The organism is Allobosea sp. GW823-FHT02B03 (genome assembly GCF_058797755.1).
Window position 1 is genome coordinate 197552 of sequence record NZ_JBXAJY010000008.1, and the last position, 23684, is coordinate 221235.

Genomic DNA, 23684 nt, shown 5'->3' on the forward strand with positions numbered 1-23684 from the left:
CAGATCAACTGCTTCTGAAGAGCGGGAAGAGCGTGGCGATCGAGGAGAAAAGCCGCCCCGACGTCAGTGGTCGTACGGGCGTTTTGCGCCGCAGCAAGCAGCGCACGCAAAGCCGCGCCCGGCGCTCCGCGCAGAGACGCGGCGAGCCAGGCGATCAGGCCACGGCTGGTTCGGATGCTCAGGCCGCAGCGAGGCTGGTCATGCCCTCAATGTCGAGCAGGCGCACCCCGTCCGGCACGATCAGGATCTTGCGGTTCCTGGCCAGCTTGCTGAAGGTCCGGCTGACCGTCTCGATCGTCAGCCCGAGGAAATCGGCGATGTCCTGGCGGCTCATCGGCAGCTCGATCGTCGTCGTGGAACGCCCTAGCCTCGCCCAGCGCTCGCGCATGGTCAGCAGGAAGCAGACCAGCCGCTCCTCGGCATTGCGCCGGCCGAGCAGCAGCATCTGCTCCTGCGCCAGGGTCAGCTCATGCGTGGCGTAGTCGTGCAGCCGCCGCAGCAGATGCGGCTTGGCGTCGACCAGCGCTGAATAGGCCGAGCGCGGGAAGGCGCAGGCGGTGACGGTCTCGATCGCATCGGCCGAGAAGCCGAAGGCATCGCGCATCGCCAGGCCGAGAAAGTCGCCCGGCAGAGCAAAGCCGACGATCTGCCGGCGCCCATCGGGCAGGAGCTTGTAGAGCCGCACCGCGCCGCCGGTGAGATTGTACACGGCCTCAGCCGGTTGGCCCTGGACGAAGAGCGTTTCCTTGGCGCCGAAGGTTACCGGATGGGCCAGCGCGTCGAGCAGGGCAAGCTCGTCCGAGGCCAGGCAAGAGCAGATGCTCATCGGGCGAATGCCGCAAGTCTGGCATCCCGCCTTCTGGGGGCGTTGCTGGGCACAGGCCAAAATACTGCAATCCACGGCGTCTCACCTCGCTGCGACCCGCATCGCGGTGCCGCCGAAACCGGAAGGAGCCATGCATCAAAGCGTAGGTATGTAATTGATCCTGATCAATGCGGACGGGTTGCCGCACCTGTCCTCTCCGCCGGCCCCTGGGAGGAAAGGGACAAGGTGAGCGACGACATCCTGCAAGCAAGACGGATCACGCCCGTGGAAGCCGGCCGGGCCTATCAGCTCGTCTCGATGTTCCATCCTGACGTGAGCAAGGCGCAGTGGACGCGCTATCTGCGCTCCTATGCCGGCAAGGATGGCCGCCGCGGCCTCGTCGTCCTCGAGGATGCGCGCGGCTGCGTCCATGCAATCTTCGCCTTCTGCGTGCTGCGCTCCCTGCGCGACGAGGCGACCTTGCAGATCACCGAGCTCGCCACCGCCCGCCTGCCCGGCTCGGTGCCGACACGGGCGCTGATGCGCTTCGCCAACGCGCTGGCGGCCGAACTCGGCCTGCCGTCGGTCCTGCTCGATCTCGAACCGGTCTCGATCGCAACCTTCGACGATCGCAGCCTCGCCCGCACCGGCTATGCCCTCGATCGGGTCACGCTGCGGGCGAGCTCGGCCGGCTGACCGTACGCACCCGAGCAGCTCAGCCGCTCGCGCCATCGACTCAGTTCATCACAAGATAGTTCGTACACGAACAATTTTAGATCCGCTGCGCGACGGCATTCGCGCTTGCCAGACGCCATTATGGCCCCGATGCTGGCCCCGTTGCTGCATGTCGATTCCGGCGGTGCGCCCTGCGCCGGCCCAAAGGAGCTTTTTGCATCGATCCAAGGCCATATCGCACGCGATATGGCGTAGATGCCCTATGCGCCGGGCCAAACCGGCCGCTCAAAATCCACTCCGACGGCCGTCGTTTTATGGGCGCTTACCCGCTTGACAAGGTTTCTGCATGCTGAGATCGTTATTTGTATACAAATGAAAATTTGGAAGCATGCCGGAACGGTAACAATCGCGGGCATGGGCTTGATCGGGAGAGAGGCATGACGGGTTTCTTTGGTATCCGCCAATTCGCGGCGGCCGCGGTGGCGGTGATGTCCCTGCAGGCACCGGTGCGTGCCGAGGAGATTTCCGTGACGCAGTGGGGCGCGAGCCTCTATGGCGCACCCTATGCGGTCGCGATGGAAAAGGGCCTGTTCAAGCAGGCCGGCATCGACATCACCGGCATCATCGGCTCCGGCGGCGGCGGCACCACGGTGCGCAACATCCTCGCCAGCGCGACGCCCTATGGCGAGGTCGCGGTCTCCGCGGCGCTCGCCGCCAAGGCCCAGGGCCTCGACCTGATCATCGTCAACACCGGCACGCGCAGCGTCGCCGAGGCTTCGATGGTCACCATGCCGAATTCGGAGGTGAAGAGCGTCGAGGACCTCGTCGGCAAGAAGATCGCGATCACCTCGCCGAAATCCGTCTCCGAAATGCTCTTCCTGATGGTCCTGAAGGAGAAGGGCATCGACCAGAGCAAGGTCCAGCGCGTTGCGGCCGGCGGCTACGTCCCGGCCCTGACCATGCTCGAGCAGGGCGCGATCGTCGGCTCGGTGCTGATCGAGCCGCTCTCGATCATCCGCAAGGACAAGTACCGCACCGTCTACAAGGCCGGCGACATCCTGAAGCCGATGACCACCTCGGTCGGCATCACCACCCGCAAGTTCGCGCAGGAAAACCCGGACAAGCTCAAGGCGATCATCGCGGGGCGCCGCGCCGGCGTGCAGGCGATCTACAAGGACCCGGCCGAGACCGCCAAGATCATCGAGAAGCTCTACAAGCTCGAGCCCGCCGTCGCCAAGGAAGCCGTCGACAACATGATCGGCCCGAAGATGTGGAGCGAGGGCGAGTTCAACGTCACCGAGCTCAACCGCATGGTCGAGGGCCTGAAGCTGATCGGCGAGGTCAAGAACGACGTCGACTGGTCGACGATCCTCGACAAGTCCTTCCTGCCTGCCGACCTGCAGGCCAAGCAATGAGCGCGGCAGCAACGGGCGCCAAGGTCGTGACACTCAAACAGCCCGCGCCCGCTGAAGCCCATGCGACGCTGCGCGGCGTCACACGGATCTTCCAGCTGCCGAAATCGACGCTGCATGCGCTGGGACCGATCGATCTCGACCTCGCCAAGGGCGAATTCTTCTCGGTCGTCGGCCCCTCCGGCTGCGGCAAGTCGACCCTGCTCGACATTCTTGCGGGACTGAGCGCCCCGCAGGCCGGCACGGCGCATTTCGAGGGCAAGCCGGTCAACGGCGTGCCCGACGGGGTCGGCGTCGTCTTCCAGGAGGACGCCTCCTTCCCCTGGCTCAATGTCCGCGACAACGTCGCCTTCGGGCTCCGGCGCGCCGGGGTCGACCCGGCCGAGATCAAGCGCCGTGTCGACTACGCCATCGGCTTCATGGGGCTGAAGGACTTCGCGGCCTCGTTTCCGGCCCAGCTCTCCGGCGGCATGCGCCAGCGGGTCTGTATCGCCCGGACCCTCGTCATGCAGCCGAGGCTGATCCTGCTCGACGAGCCTTTCGGCGCGCTCGACCAGCAGACGCGCCTGCTGATGGGCGACGAGTTGCTGCGGCTCTGGCGCGAGACTTCGGCGACGGTGCTGTTGATCACCCACGCGCTCGACGAGGCGGCGATGCTGTCCGACCGGGTCGGCGTGATGTCGACCAGGCCGGGCACCTTCATCGACTTCGTCGAGACCGGCTGGGAGCGCGACCGCGACAGCCGCGTGGTCTCGACGCCGCATTTCGGCGATATCACCGCCCGGCTCTGGGAAAAGCTGCGCATCGAGGCGCTGAAGATCATGTCGGCCGGGAAGAGCTGAGCCATGTCGGAAAAATGGCTGCGCCTGATCGTCGTCGCGACGATGATCCTCGCGGTGGAGCTGCTCTGCCGGGTCGGCGTCATTCCCCGCATGGTGATGCTCGCCCCCTCGCAGATGGTGGTCGAGCTCGCCGAGATCCTGCGCACCGGCCAGTTCTCGGCCGATATCAGGACGACCTTCACCAACATCGCCATCTCGACCGCGCTCTCGATCCTGCTCGGCTTCGTGGCGGGCCTGATCATCTACTCGCTGCCGGCCCTGCGTGACGCGCTCGAGCCGCTGCTGGCGAGCTATTATGCCGTCCCGACCTTCGTCTTCTATCCGATCTTCATCACGCTCTTCGGCGTCGGCTCCGCCTCGATCATCGCGATCGCCGTGCTGCTGGCCGTCGTCTCGATGATCACCGCGACGCTGAACGGGCTCGACCGGATCCCGCGGGTGCTGCGCAAGACCGCGCAGATCTACCGCATGTCGCGGGCCAAGACGGCGCTCCTCGTCGAGCTGCCGGCGACGCTGCCCTATCTCTTCACCGGCGTGAAGCTCTCGGTCGCCTACTCCTTCATCGGGGTGATCGCCTCGGAGTTCATCCTCTCCGGTGCCGGCATCGGCTACGCCATCGCCTATGCCTACAACCTGTTCGAGAACGGGCACATGTACGCGCTGATCCTGCTCGTGCTGGTGACCGTCACCATCGTCAACACGATCCTCAACATGATCGACCGGCGCCTCCAGGCGCGGCGCCAACGGTGAGGTGACGCCATGCCCAAACTCGCCGGCACTCTCATCGTCCTCCTGACCTTCATCCTGCTCTGGCAGGGCTTCCATCTGCTCGTCGGCGCGTCGGCCATCGCCTCGCCGCTGCAGACCGTCGTCAAGCTCGGCGCCCTGCTCGGCACCGGCGAGTTCTGGCTGAACATCAGCGAGACGATGCGGGCCTTCGTCGCCGCATTCGCCCTCTCGCTGCTCGGCGGCATCAGCCTCGGCATCGTGCTTGGCGTCCGCAAGCTCGCCGGCAACGTCGCAGAGCCGATCCTGACGACGCTCTATTCGATCCCCAAGGTCGTGCTCTATCCCTTGGTGCTGCTCTGCTTCGGCCTCGGCATCTCCGCCAAGATCGCCTTCGGCGTGATGCACGGGCTGATCCCGATCACCCTGTTCTCGATGAACGCGATCCGCCAGATGAAGCCGGTCTATCGCCGGACCTCGCAGGTGATGCGGCTCTCGCCTTCGCAATCCGCCTTCACCGTGATCCTGCCGGCGATCCTGCCGGAGATCATCTCGGGCGTGCGCCTCGGCTTCTCGCTGACCCTGCTCGGCGTGCTGATCGGCGAGATGTTCGCCTCGCAGCGCGGCCTCGGCTTCATGCTGACCAGCGCCATCAATATCGGCCAGATCGACACGATCATGGCGATCGCGCTCCTGCTGACCGTGTTCGCGGTGAGCTGCAACAGCCTGATGATGCTGTTCAACCGCCAGCTGACGCATCGCTGAGCCAGCCCTGGCGGCAGCGCCGATCAGGCTCCGACACCACGGAACTCCTCATCCCGGGCGCCGAAAGGTGATCCGGGATTTTTCTGTTTCGGGCCCTGCCCTTCTTTCTCTGAAGGCTCAGCCAATACGCCCAAGCCCTGCGTATGCCCCAGACCGCTGCGACGCGGGGACGAGCCGAAAGGGGCCGGAGCCTTGAAAAGGCGCTGGGCCCAGCACGAACGAAAACGGCCGGCCCGTGGATTTGGGCCGGCCGTCCGATTCTTGACTGGGTTTCGAGGCGGCGGGCTCAGCGCTCGACGAAGGCCCGCTCGATCACATAGTCGCCGGCCTCGCCATGGTTGCCCTCTTCCATGCCGTGCGACTCGAAGATCTGCTTGAGGTCGACCAGCATCTGCGGGCTGCCGCAGAGCATGAAGCGGTCGCTGGCGGGATCGAGCGGCCCCTGGCCGATATCCTCGAAGAGCTGGCCGGAGGTGAGCAGGTCGGTGATGCGGCCGCGATTGCGGAAGGGCTCGCGCGTCACCGTCGGATAATAGATCAGCTGGTCGCGGATCATCTCGCCGAGGAACTCGTCATTCGGCAGGTGCTGCGTGATCTGCTCGCCATAGGCGAGCTCGGCGACCTGCCGGCAGCCATGCACCAGCACCACCTTCTCGTAGCGCTCATAGGTCTCGGGATCGCGGATCAGCGACAGGAAGGGCGCGAGCCCCGTGCCGGTGCCGAGCAGGAACAGCCGCTTGCCGTCCTTGAGGTTGTCGAGCACCAGCGTGCCGGTCGCCTTCTTGCCGATGATGATCGGATCACCGACCTGCAGGTTCTGCAGGCGTGAGGTCAGCGGCCCGTCCGGCACCTTGATCGAGAAGAACTCGAGGTTCTCATCGTAATTGGTGCTGACCACGCTGTAGGCGCGCAGGAGCGGCTTTTCGTTCACCTTGATGCCGATCATCGTGAACTGGCCATTCTTGAAGCGGAACGTCGTGTCGCGAGTCGTCGTGAAGCTGAAGAGCGTGTCCGTCCAGTGGTGGACGCTGAGCACGCGCTCCTCGTAGAAATTGCTCATCTCGTAGATCCCTGGATAGTCTAGCGAAAAAGCAGATTATTGGACGCCGTCATTCGCTTATCACGTCGCGGCGCGTTCGGAAAGCAGGTCGATTTTGTCCGGTATTCCCTTCCACGCATCGGCGTCGGAAGGCGGCTCGCCCTTCTCGGTAATGTTCGGCCAGAGCGGCGCCAGCCTGGCATTGAGGGCGAGCCACTCGGCTGCGCCCTCGGCATTGTCGGCCACGATCGCCTCGGCCGGGCATTCCGGCTCGCAGACGCCGCAGTCGATGCACTCGTCGGGATGGATGACGAGCATGTTCTCGCCCTCATAGAAGCAGTCCACCGGACAGACTTCGACGCAATCCATGTATTTGCAGCGGATGCAGGCGCTGGTCACTGCGAAGGCCATGCGGGATCCTTGCCGCTTGACAGGCTGGGAAGGCGGGTGCAAAACTTGTTCGTACACAAACGATATGCCGCCTTCGATCGTACTTGTCAATCGGGTTCGGGACGGAGAGGATATCCAGGGCTTCAGAGGGCGGAACGAGATGGCTGAACTGCAGACGGCGACGGTCGGCGCCAACCACAAGCTGGTCATCAAGAACATCGGCTTGATGCTCTCGGGCGACATCGAGCGCCCGATCCTGGACGCCGACACGCTTATCGCCATCGGCGGCAGGATCGCCGCGGTCGGCCGCTTCAAGGACCTCGACACCGACCAGGCCGACACCGTCATCGACGCCCATGGCACCGTGCTCTCGCCCGGCCTGATCGACAGCCATGTCCACCCCGTCGCCGGCGACTGGACGCCGCGCCAGAACCAGCTCGGCTGGATCGACTCGACCATGCATGGCGGCGTCACCACCATGATCTCGGCCGGCGAGGTCCACACCCCCGGTCGTCCCAAGGACATTGTCGGCCTCAAGGCCATGGCGATCTATGCGCAGCGCGCCTTCACCGCCTTCCGCCCCGGCGGCGTCAAGATCCATGCCGGCGCCCCGGTGATCGAGCCCGGCATGGTCGAGCAGGACTTCAAGGACCTGGCCGATGCCGGCGTGAAGCTGCTCGGCGAAGTCGGCCTCGGCGGCGTCAAGGACGGCGCGCGGGCGAAGGAGATGGTGGCCTGGGCCCGCAAATACGGCATCCAGTCGACGATCCACACCGGCGGCCCCTCGATCCCCGGCTCCGGGCTGATCGGCGCCGATGTCGTTCTGGAAGCCGATACCGATGTCGTCGGCCACATCAATGGCGGCCATACCGCCTTGCCCGACAAGGAAATCCGCTGCATCTGCGAGGGCTGCAAGCGCGGCCTCGAACTCGTCCATAACGGCAATGAGCGCGCTGCGCTCTACACGCTGCGCGTCGCCCGCGAGATGGGCGAGATGAACCGCGTCATCCTCGGCACCGACGGGCCGGCGGGCTCCGGCGTCCAGCCGCTCGGCATCGTCCGCATGGTCTCGATGCTGTCTTCGCTCGGCGACGTCCCGGCCGAGGTGGCGTTCTGCTTCGCCACCGGTAACACCGCCCGCATGCGCAGCCTCGATTGCGGCTTGATTGAGGTCGGGCGCAGCGCCGATTTCGTCTTCATGGACAAGGCCCAGCATTCCGCCGGCAGGAACTTCCTCGACTCGATCCAGCTCGGCGACCTGCCCGGCATCGGCATGATTGTGATCGACGGCATCGTGCGCAGCGGCATAAGCCGCAACACCCCGCCGGCCGAGAAGATCCCCTCCGTCCAGCACTGAGCGGCCCCCGCTCCATCCCGTCATGGTCGGCCTTGTGCCGACCATCCACCTCTTCGCGCCCGTCGGCGAGGGCGTGTTCAGGACGTGGATGCTCGCCACAAGGGCGTGCATGACGGCGGCGCACTTCCCTCGCGTCAAATCCCGCTTGCCGCGCCTCGCGACTTGTCATTATTCTCATTCGCATACGAACGATTTGGGTCACGTGACGACATTCGCGATCAGAGGCGCCTCGCCCCGCTTGGGCGAGCCATGAGAACGACGCGGCGCTTCGCCCTGCGCGTCAACGGCGCCGATCACCTCGTCGAGGGCGAGCCGCAGACCCCCCTACTCTTCTTCCTGCGCAACGACCTTTTACTGAACGGCCCGAAATTCGGCTGCGGCCTCGGCGAATGCGGCGCCTGCACCGTACTGATCGACGGCATCGCCGCCCGGGCCTGCGCCCTGCCGATCCGGCTTGCGGAAGAGCGCGAGATCGTCACGCTGGAAGGGCTCGGCAGCAGCGAGGGGCCCGACCCGGTCCAGCAGGCCTTCATCGACGCCCAGGCCGCGCAATGCGGCTACTGCATCAACGGCATGATCATGACCGCCAAGGCCTTCCTGGCCGTGAATCCGGCGCCGAGCGAGGCGCAGGTGCGCGAAGCGCTGCGCTATAATCTTTGCCGCTGCGGCACCCATGTCGAGATCGTCAAGGCCGTGCTGCTCGCCGCCGAGCGCGGGCAGGCCAGCGAGGCGGCTGCGCCATGAATGACAGCGTGCCACCGCCTCCCCTCTCGCGAAGGGCGCTGCTGCAGCGCGGCGGCATCATCGCCGTCGTCGCGCCGCGCAAGGGCGCGCCGGCTGGCGACACCTCCGAGGACGCCCTCGACCTGCATATCTGCCTCACCGCCGAAGGGCGCATCCTCGCCTTCTGCGGCCATGTCGATCTCGGCACCGGCATCCGCACCGCGCTCGCCCAGATGGTGGCCGAGGAGCTCGACTTTCCCTTCGACGCCGTCGAGATGGTCCTCGGCGACACCGCCGACACGCCGGACCAGGGCGCGACCATCGCCAGCGAGACGATCCAGGTCACCTCGGTCGCGATGCGGATCGGCGCCACCCAGATCCGCGCCCGGCTGATCGGGCTCGCCGCCGCGGCGCTCGCCTGCGGCGAGGACGAGATCAGCCTGCGCGACGGCCGGCTCCATCGCGGCGAGGCCGCAGTGCCGGCCATCGGCCTCGACACGCTGCTCGCCAATGAGCGCCTGCTGCTGCCGCTGGCCGAGAGCGCGCAGTTCAAGCCGATCGACCATCACAGGCTGATCGGCCGATCGGTGGCACGGGTCGACATCCCCGCCAAGGTCGATGGCAGCTTCGTCTATGTCCATGACGTGCGCGTGCCCGGCATGCTGCACGGCCGCGTCGTCCGCCCACCCTATTCCGGCATGGATGCCGGCGACTTCGTCGGACGGAGCCTGATCGCGGTCGACCGCGACTCGATCTCCGGCATACCCGGCATCTGCGCCCTCGTCGTCGAGGGCGATTTCATCGGCATCGTCGCCGAGCGCGAGGAGCAGGCCGCGGAGGCCGCGCTCGCCCTGAAGGCGGAGTGGCGCTCGTTCACGCCGCCGGACCTCTCCGACGTCGCCCAGGCCCTGCGCGCCCATCCCTCGACACCGCGGCTGCTGGTCGACGAGGGCGATGTCGAGGCCGCCCTCGGCACGCTCGAGAAGCGGCTCGACCGCACCTATGTCTGGCCCTACCACATGCATGGCTCGATCGGCCCGTCCTGCGCCGTCGCCGATGTGCGCGCCGACGGCATCACGGTCTGGACCGGCAGCCAGAACCCGTTTCCGCTCCAGAACGACCTCGCCGTGCTCACCGGCCTGCCGCGCGAGCAGATCGACATCGTCCGCCACGAGGCCGCCGGCTGCTATGGCCGCAACTGCGCCGACGACGTCGCCGCCGATGCGGTTCTGCTCTCGCGCGCAGTCGGCGCGCCGGTGCGCGTCCAACTCACCCGCGAGCAGGAACATCTCTGGGAGCCGAAGGGCGCCGCCCAGCTGATCGACATCAAGGGCGGGCTCGGCCCCGATGCCTCGCTCGCAGCCTATGATTTCCACACCTGGTATCCGTCGAACGCGGCGCCGACGCTGGCACTGCTGCTGACCGGGCGGATCCCGAACCAGCCGGCGACGCTGCGCATGGGCGACCGTACCGCCGTGCCGTCCTACGATTACGAGAACATGCGGCTAACGGCCTATGACATGCCGCCGATCGTCCGCGCCTCCTGGCTGCGCGGCGTCTCGGCCATGCCGAACGTCTTCGCCCATGAGAGCTATATCGACGAGCTCGCCCATGAGGCCGGCGTCGACCCGGTCGAATTCCGCCTCCGCCACATCAATGACGAGCGCGCCGCCGAGCTGACCCGTGCCACCGCCGAGCGGGCGGGCTGGCAGCCGCATGTCGGCCCGCGCATGGAGGCCGACGGCGAGATCCTGCGCGGCCGCGGCTTCGCGCAGGCGCGCTATGTCCATGGCAGCTGGCCGGGCGTCGGCGCCGCCTGGGCCGCCTGGGTTGCCGATGTCGCGGTCAATCGCACCACCGGCGAGGTCACGGTCAGCCGCGTCACCGTCGGCCAGGACACCGGCATGATCGTCAACCCGGCCGGCGTGACCCATCAGGTCCACGGCAATGTCCTGCAATCGACCAGCCGCGTGCTGCGCGAGGAGGTGAGCTTCTCGCAGACCACCGCCGTCGCCGCCCGCGACTGGGGCGCCTATCCGGTCCTGACCTTCCCGGAGCTGCCGGCGATCGACGTGCTGCTCGTCGACAAGCAGCATGAGGCGCCGCTCGGCGCCGGCGAGTCGGCTTCGGTCCCGAGCGCCGCCGCCATCGTCAACGCCGTCTATGACGCGACCGGCGTGCGCTTTCGCGAATTGCCGCTGACGCCCGAGCGCGTGCTCGCCGGCCTCGGGCGGCTGCCGCCGGCAGCGCCCGCCGCGCCGCAACTGCCGGAGAAGCCCCGGCGTTTCGGCCTGTGGAGCAAGTTCGGCGCGGCTTTCGCCGGAGCTACAGGCTTCGCGGCGATCTCGCTCGCGATCGCCCCCGCGATCGCGCCGATCGCCCGGCCCGATCCCGCGACCTGGTCGGCCGCGACGATCGAACGGGGCCGCCAGCTCGCGGCCCTCGGCGCCTGCGCAGTCTGCCATACCGCCAAGGACGGCGTGCCCTATGCCGGCGGGTTCGCACTCGAGACGCCTTTCGGCACGGTGATGACCACCAACATCACGCCCGATCCGGAAACCGGCATCGGCAACTGGTCCTACCCGGCCTTCGAGCGGGCGATGCGCGCCGGCATCCACCGCGACGGCCGCCATCTCTACCCGGCCTTCCCTTATGCGAACTACGCCAGGACCAGCGAGGCCGACCTGCAGGCGCTCTACGCCTTCCTGATGTCCCAACCAGCGGTGCGGCAGGAGAACCAGCCGAGCCGGATGACCTTCCCCTTCAACCTGCGCCCGCTGATGGCCGGCTGGAACCTGCTGTTCCGGCCGACGGGCGAGCTCAAGCCGGAACCGGCGCGCTCGGCCGAATGGAATCGCGGCCGCTATCTGGTTGATGGGCTAGGCCATTGCAGCGCCTGCCACACGCCGCGCAACGCGCTCGGAGCCGAGCGCGGCGGCAGCGCCTATCTCACCGGCGGCGAGGCCGAAGGCTGGGAGGCGCCGGCCCTGACCAATGCCTCTGCCGGACCGCTCCCCTGGAGCGAGGCCGAGCTCTACGCCTATCTGCGCACCGGAACCTCGAAACTGCATGGCGCCGCGGCCGGCCCGATGGCCCCGGTGATCGCCGAGCTCAAGGAACTGCCGGATGCCGACATCAGGGCGATGGCGACCTATCTCGCCTCCCTGAACACGCCGCTCCCGGAAGCGGAGGCGCAGGCCCGCGCCAGCCGGATCGAACTCGCCACCAGCACCGCGGCCAATCCCGCGACCTCACCGGCCGCGCGCCTTTATCAGGGCGCCTGTGCCGCCTGCCATGAGCCCGGCCGCGCGGCGCCGCTCGTCAATGCCGGGCCGTCGCTCGGCCTGTCGTCGAAGCTCCATGCCACGACGCCGACCAACCTCGTCAACATGCTGCTCGAGGGCGGCCAGCACGGCATCGGCTCGATGCCCTCCTTCGCCACGGCGCTCGACGACCGCCAGATCGTCGAGCTCGCCGGCTACATGCGCGCCCGCTTCGCGCCGGACAAGCCCGCCTGGGACGGGGTCGAGGCGGCGGTCGCCCGGGCACGCAAAACAGGGCACTGAGGCCGCGCCGTCATGGCCGGGACCGTAGTCCCCCGACCATCGTCGAAGCGACGGACCTCAGGCCCATTCGCCCTTGCGGAACACCGGCACGCGGCTGCCATCGGGCTTGACGCCCTCGATGTCGACCTCGCCGGAGCCGATCATCCAGTCGATATGGATCAGGCTCTTATTGCCGCCCTGCGCCGCGATCTCGTCGGCCGTCAGCTTGCTGCCGTCGACGAAGCACTTCGAATAGCACTGGCCGAGCGCGATATGGCAGGAGGCGTTCTCGTCGAAGAGCGTGTTGTAGAACAGGATGCCGCTCTGCGAGATCGGCGAGGAATGCGGGACCAGCGCGACCTCGCCGAGGCGGCGGGCGCCCTCGTCGGTGTCGAGCACCCGGTTCAGCACCTCTTCGCCGCGCGCCGCCTTCGCCTCGACGATACGGCCTTCCTGGAAGCGGACCTGGATCTCGTCGATCAGCGTGCCCTGATAGGAGAGCGGCTTGGTCGAGGAGACATGGCCCTCCACCCGGCGCGCATGCGGGGTGGTGAAGACCTCCTCGGTCGGGATGTTGGCGTTGCAGGTGACGCCGTTCTTGGCGGTCGAGGCCCCGCCCTGCCATTCATGACCATCGGCGAGGCCGACGGTGAGATCGGTGCCGGGCCCGGTGAAATGCAAGGCCGCGAAGCGCTCGCCGTTCAGCCATTTCGTGCGCTGGGCGAGAGCGGCGTTATGAGCGGCCCAGGCGGCGACGGGGTCGTCGCGGTCGACGCGGGAGGCCGCGAAGATCGCCTCGGCGAGGCGCGCGACGGCGATCTCCTCGGCATCGTCCTTGAAGACCTGCCGGGCCCAGGCGGCGCCGGGAAAGGCGACGATGTTCCAGTTGATGTCGAAATTGGCGATCTTCTCCAGGGCCGGCTGATAGGCCACCGAGTTCGCCTTGTTGGCGCGGGCGACCTTGGCCGGGTCCTGCGCCGAGAGCAGCATCGGGTCGTCGCCGACGATGGCGAGGCGGGCGGTGTGGGCGGCGAAAGCCTTGGCGGCGCCCTCGTGCAGCCAGCCGGCGGCACGGTCGAAGCTGCCATCCTTGCCATAGCGATACCGCGCCAGCGTCAGCTCCTCGTCGGAGAAGATCGGCGTCACCAGGCCGGCGCCGGCCTTGTAGGCGTGCTCGGCGATGCGCCGCACCAGCGGCAGCGCCGCCAGCGGCGCGGTCAGGAAGAGGTCCTGCCCCTCCTGCAGATTGAGGCCGACCTTGACGGCGACCTGCGCCAGCCGGTCGAGCTTGGCGGGATCGATGCCCGAGACGTGCTTGTTCATGAGAGGGTCCGCATCAGATTCGAAATCAGAGGCGCAATGCAGGCGCAAATCGCCTCAAGGTCAACCGCACTGCTGCCGGCGCAGCATTCGTGCAGCGCCGGCCATGGCAGTATGCGGGTGGCGGCGGCGACCGCTCAGAGGCCGAGCGCGCAGCCATCCTTGCGCGGATCGGAGCCGCCGGTCAGCGTGCCCTTCTCCCAGTCGATCCAGATCGCCTGCGCGCCGCCCATCGGGGTCTTCGGCGGCTGGACGTCGAAGCCGCGGGCTGCCAGTTCCGCGCCGACGCTTTCGCGCAGGCGCCCCTCGACCTCGACCGTCGCCGTGCCCGGCAGCGGGAACAGGCGCGGCAGGTCGATCGCCTCCTGCAGGTCGAGCCCGTGGTCGAACAGCTTCGCCAGGAAATGGGCGTGCCCCATTGCCTGGTAGTGGCCGCCCATCACGCCGAACGGCATCACGACGCGGCCATTTTCCGCGACCATGCCGGGGATGATGGTGTGCATCGGGCGCTTGCGCGGCGCGACCGCGTTGGGGTGGCCCGGCTTCAGCACGAAGCTCTGGCCGCGATTATGAAAGAGCACGCCCGATTTCCTCGTCATCAGCCCGCTGCCATAGGGCGAGAAGATCGAGTTGATGAAGCTGACGGCGTTGCGGTCCTTGTCGACGACGCAGATGTAGACGGTGTCGCTGTGCTCGGCGCCGGCGGGGATGACGGGCAGCGGATCGGTGGCGCGGGAAGGATCGATCGCGGCGGCGAGCTGGTCGGCGAGCCCGTCCGAGAGCAGCAGCTCGACCGGCACCTTCTCCTGCGCCATGTCGGCGACGAGCCGGTCGCGTGCCGCATAGGCGAGGCGCGTCGCTTCGAGCTCGATATGCAGGTTCGCGGCCTCGAGCGGGCCGCCCTTGGGCTGGAAGCGCTCGAGGATCTTCATGATCATCAGCGCGATGATGCCCTGCCCGTTCGGCGGACACTCGTAGACGGTGCGGCCGCGGAAGCTGGTGCTGATCGGCTTGACGTATTCGCCCTGTGCCGCGGCGAAATCCTCCCGCGTATGCAGGCCGCCGGCGGCGTTGAGATGCGCGACCATCTCGGCGGCGATCTCGCCGCGATAGAAGGCATCCGGCCCCTCCCGGCCGATCGCCTCGAGCGTCGCGGCGAGGCCGGGCTGATGCTGCACGGTGCCGGCCTTCGGCGGCTGGCCATCGACGAGGAAGGTCGCGGCGGCGTTCGGGTCGCGGACCAGCGTGTCGTGCTGGCCGGCGAGGTCGTGGGCGACGCGCGGCGTGACGGCATAACCCTCGCGGGCGAGCGCGATCGCCGGCTGGAAGATCTCGAAGAGCGGCAGCCTGCCATGGTCCTTGACCAGCCGCGCCCAGGCCTCGACCGCGCCCGGCACGGTGACCGCATGCGGCGAGTGCCGCTCCAGCGTGGTGATGCCGGCCTTGGCGTACCAGTCGAGCGTTGCGGCGGCCGGCGTGCGGCCGGAGCCGTTATAGGCGCGGATATCGGTCGAGCCGCCCGGCGAATAGAGCACGAAGCAGTCGCCGCCGATGCCGGTCGAGCCGGCCTCGACCACGCATTGCACGGCGCAGGCGCCGACCGCCGCGTCGATCGCATTGCCGCCGGCACGCAGGATGTCGAGCGCGGCCAGCGTCGAGGCCGGGTGCGAGGTGGCGGCCATGGCATTGCGGCTGATCGCGAGCGAGCGGCCGGGGAGTTCGAAATCGCGCATCGGGCAGGTCTTTCGTCGGGCACGCCGGCAACGGGCCGGGGTTCGCGTGGGACCGGCGCAACCAAGAGCGCTGCGCCGGTTTGGGGGATTGCGGGCGGGCCTCAGCCCTTCCGCAGATTGGTGAAGACCGGGACGCCGTTCAGCATGCCGGTCAGGTTCTTGCGATAGGCGACGGGCTGGAAGTACTGGCCGGCGGGGACGTAGGGCACATCCTGCATCGCCTGCAGCTGGATCTCCTGGGCGATCGCCTTCTGGCCGGCGAGGTCGGGCGCCTCCAGCCAGCGCGCCCGCAAAGCCTCGATCGCCGGGCTATCGGGCCAGCCGGGGCTGCCCTTGGCGCCGTTGCCGCGCAAGGGCGAGCTCGTCGCCGGCGAGCCGAGGTCGAGCCCCGACCAATAGGTGATGTAGCAGCCCCAGCCGCCCTGCTCGACCGGGCTGCGATTGCTGATGCGCTGCAGCACCGTGCCCCAGTCGGCAGCGACGAAATCGACATTCATGCCGATCTTGCGCAAGGCATCGGCCGCCACCTCGGCGGCGAGGGCGATGCGCGGCACGTCCTGGCCGGAGAGGAAGACAACGCGCTCGCCCTTGTAGCCGGCGGCTTCCAGCTCCTGCTTGAGCTTGCCGAAATCCTTCGGCGCCTTCAGCGCCTCGATGCCGACCTCGGACGCCATCGCCGAATTGCTCGGGAAGAAGCCGATGCTGCCGCGCTCGACCTCGGGATCGCCGCCGCAGACCGCGTTCATGCAGTCTTCCTGGTTGATCGCCTTCAGCACGACGCGGCGGATGGCGGGATTGCTGAACGGCGGCTGGAGATGATTGAGCCGCAATTGTCCGGCCATGCCGCTGCGATCCTTGACCGCGACGGTGATGTTCGGGTCCTTCCGCAGCAAGGGCAGGAGGTCGATGATCGGCTGCTCGACCCAGTCGACCGCACCGGTCTGCAGCGCCGAGATTGCGGTTGCCGGATCGGGCATGACGTTGAACTCGATCCGGTCGAGAAGGGGCGTACGCGGGCCGGCGGTGAAGCTCGGCGTGCCCTCGCGCGGCAGATAGCCTTCATGCCGGGCATAGACATGGCGGGCGCCGGCGATGCGCTCGGCCGTAAGATAGCGATAGGGCCCGCTGCCGATCGCTTCCGGGATCTGCTTGAACGGATCGGTCTGGGCCAGCCGCTCCGGCATGATCGCCGCGACGAGCGCGCTCGGGCGGGCGAGCGCCGCCGGCAATTGCGGGAAAGGCCGGCGCAGGCGGAAGAGGATGGTGCGGTCGTCCGGGGCGGAAAGCTCCTCGGTCGCCGCCATCAGCGCCTGGCCGAAAGTGTCGCGCGCGCCCCAGCGCCTGATCGAGGCGACGGCGTCGCGAGCCAGGACCTTGCTGCCGTCATGGAAGACGAGGCCGGGGCGCAGCGTCAGCGTCCAGCGCTTGCCGTCATCCTCGACGAGATGGCCTTCGACCATTTGCGGCTGCGGCTGGAACTGGTCGTCGAGCCCGTAAAGCGTGTCCCAGACCAGAAGCGCGTGGGTGCGGGTCGAATAGCCGTTGGTCCAGATCGGATCGATGATCGCGACGTCGGAATAGGGCACGAAGCGCAGGGTCTTGGCGTCCTGTGCACGGGCGATCAGCGGCGCGGCGGGCAGGAAGGCAGTAACGGCGGAGGCTTTCAGAAACTGGCGTCGATCCATCGTAATCCCCTGTTCTTGTCGTGGTCCCCGGACGTCCTCCGATGGCCGCCATTTTCGCGCGGCGGCCGCTGGTCTTCTGATTCAGGCAGGCTCCGATGCCGCTGGCTGCGCGGTCAGCGTGGCGCGGCGCGCCACCGCCGGATATCCGCTACTGCGCAGGAACTCGGCGAGCTTCGGCGCTGTGCGCAGCACATGCTCGCGCATCACCGTCTCGGCCCGGGCGGCATCGCCGCTGCGGATCGCCGCGACGATCTCGTTCTGGGCCTGGGTCGCCGTGGTCGGGCGCGCGACATGGTGCAGCCAGACGCGCATATAGGGCTCGACCGCGATGTGCAGCGCTGCGATCTGGGCGACGAGCTTCGGGCGCCGGCTTAGCCCGCAGATATAGGCGTGGAAGGCCTGATGCGCGGCGAGCCAGGCCTCGCCGCCCGCTTCCCCGGCGCGCTGCATCCGGGACAGATGATCATCGAGCTCGGCCAGCACGGCAGCATCGACGCGCGGCATGGCGAGGCGGACGGCAAGGCCTTCCAGCACCGAACGGATCTCGAACGCCTCGTAGATCTCGTCGACGGTCAAGCCGGCGACGACGCAGCCGCGATTGGGCCGGATGGTCACGAGCCCCTCATTGGCGAGGCGCTGGAAAGCCTCGCGCACCGGCATCCGGCTCATCGCCAGCTCCTTGGCGATCGCCTCGGGGATCAGGCGCTCGCCGGGCTCGTAGCGGCCGCTGCGAATGCCGGCGAGGATGGCGAGATAGGCCTCCTCCGGCGCCGTGCCGGCTGCCGGCGCTGGTCGGAAAGCCATGCGATCATCTCCCTGCCCCAGCCGCGGCCCGCTCCAATCATGCTGGCTGAAGCTCACCGAGTGTATGAGTGTATCCACTCATACAATCCTGCACGGCACCAACTGCGGCGGTCAAGCGCCACGCCACAGGCAGCTGGTAGGCGGTCACGGTCAATCGCGAGCCGCCGTCATCCCGGCCGGAGCGAAGCGCAGGGCCGGGATCCATCGTAGAGCGCAGCGTTCTTCGATCGGTTCGAGAGCCGCGCGGCTTCCGCTTGGCCGAAATGACGTGGAGACAACGGTCTGAGCCCTAAGCGCGATATGGCGCCGCTGCCCGCTCCGCAGACGCCTAGCGGATCAGCCTGGCATCCGCTGCGAGCCCGGCGCAGACCAGCCGAACCAGCGTCTCGATCTGGTGGTCGAGCTCCCGGCGCGGCACCGCGACGAGCTTCTCTTCGAGGCCGATCGCGACGACGCCGTGCACGGCCGAGAACAGGGTACGCCCGAGCAGCAGCCGCTGCGGCTCGCCCGCTTCCGGCAGCAGAGCGGCAAGCGGCGCCATAATATGGCGGAAGAGCTGCATCTGCTCGGCGACCGCCCAGTCCGGAACCTCCGCTCCTTCCGCCATGCGATACTCGAACAGCGTCCGCCAGAGTCGGGGATTTTCCCGAGCGAAGGCCGAATAGGCCAGGGCGATCGCGACCAGGCGGCCGGCGGCATCCTCCGGCGCAGCGGCCAGCGCCCCTTGCGAGGCATGCCCCAGCGCCTCGTCCAGCCTGGCGAGGGTGCGCGACCCCACCCGCAGCACGAGCTCGTCCATGTCGCGCACGAGATTGTAGATCGCGCCCAGCGCGCAGCCGATCTCGCCGGCAAGCTCGCGCGCCTTCAGGCCCGCGAGCCCCCTTTCGGCGATCGTGCGCTCGGCAGCCTCGATCAGTTGCTCGCGCTGGCGATCCCGGCGGGCGGCGGTCGTGGTCATCTGGCTTCCCCTGTCATGAACATCGTTCAAAATTTGACTTGAACGGCGTTCATAGATCGGTTATGCATCTATCATGAACAACGTTCATAGCAGGAGGGAACCAATGCTCAAGATGTTTCTCACCTTCATCCGCGGCGGCGCCGCGATCGCCGAGGAGCGCTTTGCCGATCGGAACGCGCTCGTGATCCTCGACCAGCAGCTCCGCGATGCCGCAAGCACCTTCGAGCGCGCCAAGAAGGCGCTGGCCCTGGCGATCGGGCAGGACCAGCAGGAGAGCATGCGGCTCGCCACCGGCAATGCCCGCATCGCCGATCTGGAGTTGCGCGTCAGCGCGGCGCTGGTCGCCGGCGATGATGGGCTCGCCCGCGAAGGCGCCGAGGCGATCGCGAGCCTGGAGGCCGATCGCGATGCGGCGGCGAGCGCGCAGGTGCTGTTCGCGGCCGAGATCGTCCGGCTGCGCCGCCATGTCGGCCAGGCCCAGGCCCGGATCGCCGAGCTCGATCGCGGCCGCCGCCTCGCCCGCGCCTCCGAGGCGGTCCGCGACATCAGGCGTGGCCGCATCGACGCCGGCCTGCCGCACGAGGCGACGCTCGCCGAGGCCGAGCAGACCCTGAAGCGACTGCGCGAGCGCCAGGTCGAGGCGGAAGCCGCCGACCTCGCCCTCGACGAACTCGATGGCGCGGCAGCGGCCTCGATCACCGAGAAGCTCGCCGCCCGCGGCTTCGGCCCGCGCCTGCGGGCAAGCGCCGAGGACGTGCTCGAGCGCCTGCGCGCCCGGCAGGTCCAGCCGAGCTGATCCTGCGAATTGACCTCTGCGTTCCGCAAATCCGACCGATGGGAGAAAGACGATGAACCAGAACGCGCAGCCGCATAGCGGCGCCTGGATGACCTTCACCTACGCCTCGTTCCTCGGAGCCGCCGCCATGGTCGGCGCCGGCATCCTTTTCCTGCCGCTCGACTGGTGGGCCAAGGGCTACCTCGCCATGGGCGTGGTCATGCTGGTCCAGTCCTGCATCACCATGACCAAGACGGTGCGCGACATGCACGAGGCCTCGAAGCTGGTGAACCGCATCGAGGACGCCCGCACCGAACGCCTCCTGATGGATGCCGGCAAGCCGGTCGCCTGATGCGGTCAGGCCAACAATTGGTAAGCTCCGTCTAGCCGCTTCCCCGCATCGCCCAGTGCCGGCAAGATTTGCTGTGCCAGGGCGATGCTATCCTCTCCCCAGTCCCTTCGCGAGCCCGCCATGATCGACACATTGCTGCTGAAGCGACGCTTTGCGCCGCTGTTCTGGGCCCAGTTCTTCTCTGCCTTCAACGACAATTTCCTGAAGAACGCGCTCGTCTTCATCATCCTGTACAGGCTCGCCGGCTCGCATGGCGAAGCGCTGGTGACGCTTGCGGGCGCGCTCTTCATCGCGCCTTTCTTCCTGCTCTCCGGGATCGGCGGCCAGATGGCGGACCGCTTCGACAAGGCGGTGATGGCGCAGCGGCTGAAGCTCGCCGAGATCGGCGCCGCGGGTGTCGCGGTGCTCGGCTTCACCTTGCATTCCGTGCCCGTGCTGTTCGTCGCGCTCTTCCTGTTCGGCGTCATCGCCGCACTGTTCGGGCCGATCAAATACGGCATCCTGCCCGACCATCTGAAGCGCGAGGAACTGCCGGCCGGCAACGCGCTGATCGAGGGCGCGACCTTCATAGCGATCCTGCTCGGCACCATCGCCGGTGGCCTCACTGCGCGCGAAGGCGGCGATGCCGCCCAGCTCAGCCTGCTGATCCTGGTCTTTGCCCTCGCCTGCTGGGTCGCGACCCTGTTCATTCCGAAGACCGGCCCGGCCGCTCCTGATCTTGCCATCGACCGCAACATCCTGCGCTCGACGCGCGACCTCCTCACGGATCTCTGGGCCGACGTCCGCCTGTGGCGCACCGGCGTGATGGTCTCGATCTTCTGGCTGATCGGTGCCGTGGTGATGGCGCTGCTGCCCGCGCTGGTGAAGAACGGCATGGGCGGCACGGAGATGGTCGTCTCGACCTATCTCGCGATCTTCGCCATCGCCATCGCGGTCGGCTCCGGCTTCGGCTCCTTCCTGTCGAGCGGACGGATCGTCCTGCTGCCGGTGCCGGTTGCCGGCATCGTCATGGGCCTGTTCGCGCTCGATCTCGGCTGGGCAATCTCCGGCATCGTTCCGCACCAGCCGGCGCAGGACATGGCTGTCTTCTTCCGGGATGCATCAGCCTGGCGCGTCGGCATCGACCTTGCCGGCCTCGCCATCGCCGGCGGCGTCTTCATCGTGCCCTCCTTCGCCGCGACGCAGAGCTGGTCGCCGGCCGAGAAGCGCGCCCGCATCGTCGCCGCCGTCAACGTGCTCTCCGCCGCCTTCATGGTCGCGGGCGCGCTCGCTGTGGCCCTGCTGCAGGCGGCGGGTTTCACCCTGTCGCATCTCTTCCTGCTGATCGGCGCCGCGACCATCGCCGCCTCGCTCTGGATCTTCCGGACGCTGCCGACCAATCCGCTGAGCGATTTCCTGTCGATCCTGTTTCGCGCCTTCTATCGGGTCGAGGTCACCGGTCGCGAGAACATCGCCAAGGCTGGCGATAACGCGATCATCGCGCTCAACCACGTCTCCTTCCTCGACGCGGCGCTGGCGCTCTCGATCCTCGACAAGGAGCCGGTCTTCGCGATCGACCACGGCATCGCCCAGCGCTGGTGGGTGAAGCCCTTCCTCAGGCTGACCCGGGCGATGCCGCTCGATCCGGCCCGCCCGCTCGCGACCCGCTCGCTGATCAACGCGGTCAAGGCCGGCGAAAGCCTGGTGATCTTCCCGGAAGGCCGGCTCACCGTCACCGGCAGCCTGATGAAGGTCTATGACGGCGTCGGCATGATCGCCGAGAAGTCCCGGGCGAAGGTCGTGCCGGTCCGGATCGAAGGCCTGGAGGCGACGATCTTTTCGCGCCTCACCCGCGCGCAGGTGCGTCGGCGCTGGTTCCCCAAGGTGCGCGTCACCATCCTCGAGCCGGTCTCGCTCACCGTGCCGGAGGAGCTCAAGGGCCGCGCCCGGCGCCAGGCCGCCGGTACGGCGCTCTACCAGGTGATGTCCGACCTGATCTTCCGCACCACCGACATCGAGCGCAGCGTCTTCGACGCCGTGGCCGAGGCGGCGCGGCGCCATGGCATGGGCCGCGTCGCGGTCGAGGACCCACTGACCGGCACGCTGAGCTACAAGCGCCTCCTGATCGGCGCCGAGGTGCTGGGCCGCAAGCTCGCGCCGCTGGCCGGCAAGGGCGAGGCGATCGGCGTCATGCTGCCCAATGCCAATGGCGCGGCGGTAACGATCCTCGGGCTGATCTCGGCGGCGCGCGTCCCGGCGATGATCAACTTCACGGCGGGAGCGACCAACATCGCCGCGGCCTGCACGGCGGCGCAGATCAGGACCATCGTGACCTCGCGCGCCTTCGTCGAGAAGGGCCGGATGGGGCCGCTGATCGAGGCGCTGCAGGCCGATGTCCGCATCGTCTATCTGGAGGATGTCCGCGCCACCGTCTCGACGGCCGACAAGCTTCGGGCACTCTGGTGCCATGGCAAGCCGATCGAGGCGTCGGGCGGCCAGGACCGCGCCGCGATCCTGTTCACTTCGGGCTCGGAAGGCACGCCGAAGGGCGTCGTGCTCAGCCATGCCAACATGCTGGCCAATGCGGCCCAGGCGGCGGCGCGGATCGATTTCGGCCGGCAGGATAAGGTCTTCAACGTGCTGCCGGTCTTCCACTCCTTCGGCCTGACGGTCGGCCTCGTGCTGCCGCTGGTCTCGGGCGTGCCGGTCTACCTCTACCCCTCGCCGCTGCACTACCGGATGGTGCCGGAGCTGGTCTACGGCTCGAACGCCACCATCCTGTTCGGCACCGACACCTTCCTTGCCGGCTATGCTCGCGCCGCCCACCCTTACGACCTGCGCTCGCTGCGCTACATCCTGGCCGGCGCCGAGCCAGTCAAGGAGGCGACGCGCCGGACCTATATGGAGAAATTCGGCCTGCGCATTCTCGAAGGCTATGGCGTGACCGAGACCGCTCCGGTGCTGGCGATCAACACGCCGATGTTCAACCGCTTCGGCACGGTCGGGCGGATCATGCCCGGCATGGAAGCGCGGCTCGAGACCGTGCCCGGCGTCGAGGAAGGCGGGCGCCTGCACGTCCGCGGCCCCAATATCATGCTCGGCTATCTGCGCGCCGAGAATCCGGGCCTGCTCGAACCGCCGGCCGAGGGCTGGCACGACACAGGCGACATCGTCACCATCGACAAGGATGGCTTCATCGCGATCAAGGGCCGGGCCAAGCGCTTCGCCAAGATCGCCGGCGAGATGGTCTCGCTCGCCGCGATCGAGGCCTTCGCCGCCGAGCTCTGGCCCGACGCGCTCTCGGCGGTCGCCAGCCTGCCCGATGCGCGCAAGGGCGAACGGCTGGTGCTGGTGACGCAGAAGCAGGGCGCGAGCCGTGCCGAGTTCCAGGCCTTTGCCAAGGCGAAGGGCGCCTCCGAGCTGATGGTACCGGCCGAGGTGATGGTCGTGCCCACCGTGCCGGTGCTCGGCTCCGGCAAGCTCGACTTCGCCGGGGTGACCCGGCTGGTCAGGGAACGGGCGGCCACCGCGACGGCCGTGGCATGATCCGCTTCTGGCTGCGCGTATGAGCCGGTCCCGGCGCTTGCTCCGCCGCCGACAGCGATCGATCCCGGTCGGCGGCGGGGCTGGCACTGCAGCGGCCTACGACCTCCGCGACTAAGCGGCGTCAACATCGGTGCATTGCGCGGCGTTCCGGATTGGCGATGGCAGCGGCAAGATTCGATTGAAAACTCAACGCCGGGAGGCCAGAAAGCAGGGACGGGCGCTTGCCCGCAATTGCGAACGCTATCCCGGCGGT

Annotated in this window: 19 protein-coding genes; 11 read left to right on the top strand and 8 right to left on the bottom strand. The window is 67.9% G+C overall.

Annotated features, from left to right (window positions below; genetic code table 11):
• Window positions 1-178 precede the first annotated feature (178 nt).
• Window positions 179-826 (bottom strand): helix-turn-helix domain-containing protein, encoded by a 648-nt coding sequence (locus AC1REK_RS25630; protein ID WP_492269959.1) that lies wholly within the window; start codon window positions 824-826, stop codon window positions 179-181.
• Window positions 827-1051: 225 nt separating this feature from the next.
• Between AC1REK_RS25630 and AC1REK_RS25635 the strand changes: the two genes are divergently transcribed.
• From AC1REK_RS25635 to AC1REK_RS25655, 5 genes are all read left to right on the top strand, one after another.
• Window positions 1052-1501 (top strand): hypothetical protein, encoded by a 450-nt coding sequence (locus AC1REK_RS25635; protein ID WP_492269960.1) that lies wholly within the window; start codon window positions 1052-1054, stop codon window positions 1499-1501.
• Window positions 1502-1917: 416 nt separating this feature from the next.
• Window positions 1918-2895 carry an ABC transporter substrate-binding protein gene (locus tag AC1REK_RS25640; RefSeq protein WP_316019201.1) on the top strand — a complete coding sequence of 326 codons (978 nt, stop codon included), beginning with the start codon at window positions 1918-1920 and terminating at the stop codon, window positions 2893-2895.
• The gene (locus tag AC1REK_RS25645) at window positions 2892-3734 is read left to right on the top strand and encodes an ABC transporter ATP-binding protein (RefSeq protein ID WP_316019202.1); all 843 of its coding nucleotides are present in this window, start codon (window positions 2892-2894) and stop codon (window positions 3732-3734) included. The genes AC1REK_RS25640 and AC1REK_RS25645 overlap by 4 nt, the downstream gene beginning before the upstream one ends.
• Window positions 3735-3737: 3 nt before the next feature.
• On the top strand, window positions 3738-4484 hold the full coding sequence (locus AC1REK_RS25650) for an ABC transporter permease (RefSeq protein ID WP_327523383.1): 747 nt from the start codon (window positions 3738-3740) through the stop codon (window positions 4482-4484).
• A gap of 9 nt (window positions 4485-4493) precedes the next feature.
• Entirely contained in the window at window positions 4494-5225 is a 732-nt protein-coding gene (locus tag AC1REK_RS25655) for an ABC transporter permease (protein ID WP_492269961.1), read from the top strand.
• A gap of 286 nt (window positions 5226-5511) precedes the next feature.
• Here AC1REK_RS25655 and AC1REK_RS25660 read toward each other — a convergent pair whose 3' ends face one another.
• Both AC1REK_RS25660 and fdxA read right to left on the bottom strand, forming a co-directional pair.
• Complete coding sequence (locus AC1REK_RS25660) at window positions 5512-6285, bottom strand: ferredoxin--NADP reductase (RefSeq protein ID WP_316019205.1); 774 nt, start codon at window positions 6283-6285, stop codon at window positions 5512-5514.
• A gap of 60 nt (window positions 6286-6345) precedes the next feature.
• Entirely contained in the window at window positions 6346-6675 is a 330-nt protein-coding gene (gene fdxA, locus AC1REK_RS25665) for a ferredoxin FdxA (RefSeq protein WP_066479450.1), read from the bottom strand.
• A gap of 139 nt (window positions 6676-6814) precedes the next feature.
• On the opposite strand from fdxA, the gene AC1REK_RS25670 reads away from it, so the two are divergent.
• The 3 genes from AC1REK_RS25670 to AC1REK_RS25680 all read left to right on the top strand — a co-directional run bounded on the left by AC1REK_RS25670 (window position 6815) and on the right by AC1REK_RS25680 (window position 12300).
• Window positions 6815-8011 (top strand): amidohydrolase family protein, encoded by a 1197-nt coding sequence (locus tag AC1REK_RS25670; RefSeq protein ID WP_492269962.1) that lies wholly within the window; start codon window positions 6815-6817, stop codon window positions 8009-8011.
• Between the two features lie 249 nt (window positions 8012-8260).
• Window positions 8261-8755, top strand: coding sequence for a (2Fe-2S)-binding protein (locus tag AC1REK_RS25675; protein WP_492269963.1), 495 nt, complete (start codon window positions 8261-8263; stop codon window positions 8753-8755).
• Entirely contained in the window at window positions 8752-12300 is a 3549-nt protein-coding gene (locus AC1REK_RS25680; RefSeq protein WP_492269964.1) for a molybdopterin cofactor-binding domain-containing protein, read from the top strand. The genes AC1REK_RS25675 and AC1REK_RS25680 overlap by 4 nt, the downstream gene beginning before the upstream one ends.
• Window positions 12301-12357: 57 nt before the next feature.
• Here the strand turns inward: AC1REK_RS25680 and AC1REK_RS25685 are convergent, their stop codons facing one another.
• From AC1REK_RS25685 to AC1REK_RS25705, 5 genes are all read right to left on the bottom strand, one after another.
• Entirely contained in the window at window positions 12358-13602 is a 1245-nt protein-coding gene (locus AC1REK_RS25685) for an aminopeptidase (protein WP_492269965.1), read from the bottom strand.
• Between the two features lie 134 nt (window positions 13603-13736).
• A complete protein-coding gene (gene ggt, locus AC1REK_RS25690) occupies window positions 13737-15332 on the bottom strand; it encodes a gamma-glutamyltransferase (protein WP_492269966.1) in 1596 nt (531 codons plus the stop codon).
• Between the two features lie 101 nt (window positions 15333-15433).
• A complete protein-coding gene (locus AC1REK_RS25695; RefSeq protein ID WP_492269967.1) occupies window positions 15434-17017 on the bottom strand; it encodes an ABC transporter substrate-binding protein in 1584 nt (527 codons plus the stop codon).
• Between the two features lie 81 nt (window positions 17018-17098).
• Window positions 17099-17821, bottom strand: coding sequence for a GntR family transcriptional regulator (locus tag AC1REK_RS25700; RefSeq protein WP_492269968.1), 723 nt, complete (start codon window positions 17819-17821; stop codon window positions 17099-17101).
• A gap of 328 nt (window positions 17822-18149) precedes the next feature.
• A complete protein-coding gene (locus tag AC1REK_RS25705; RefSeq protein ID WP_492269969.1) occupies window positions 18150-18779 on the bottom strand; it encodes a TetR/AcrR family transcriptional regulator in 630 nt (209 codons plus the stop codon).
• Window positions 18780-18882: 103 nt separating this feature from the next.
• Between AC1REK_RS25705 and AC1REK_RS25710 the strand changes: the two genes are divergently transcribed.
• The 3 genes from AC1REK_RS25710 (at window position 18883) to AC1REK_RS25720 (ending at window position 23431) form a co-directional block, all read left to right on the top strand.
• Window positions 18883-19575: a PspA/IM30 family protein gene (locus AC1REK_RS25710; RefSeq protein WP_492269970.1), complete on the top strand. Its 693-nt coding sequence runs from the start codon at window positions 18883-18885 to the stop codon at window positions 19573-19575.
• A gap of 52 nt (window positions 19576-19627) precedes the next feature.
• Window positions 19628-19906, top strand: coding sequence for a YiaA/YiaB family inner membrane protein (locus AC1REK_RS25715; protein WP_316019215.1), 279 nt, complete (start codon window positions 19628-19630; stop codon window positions 19904-19906).
• 120 nt (window positions 19907-20026) lie between these two features.
• Window positions 20027-23431: an acyl-[ACP]--phospholipid O-acyltransferase gene (locus AC1REK_RS25720; protein ID WP_492269971.1), complete on the top strand. Its 3405-nt coding sequence runs from the start codon at window positions 20027-20029 to the stop codon at window positions 23429-23431.
• Window positions 23432-23684: the final 253 nt, after the last annotated feature.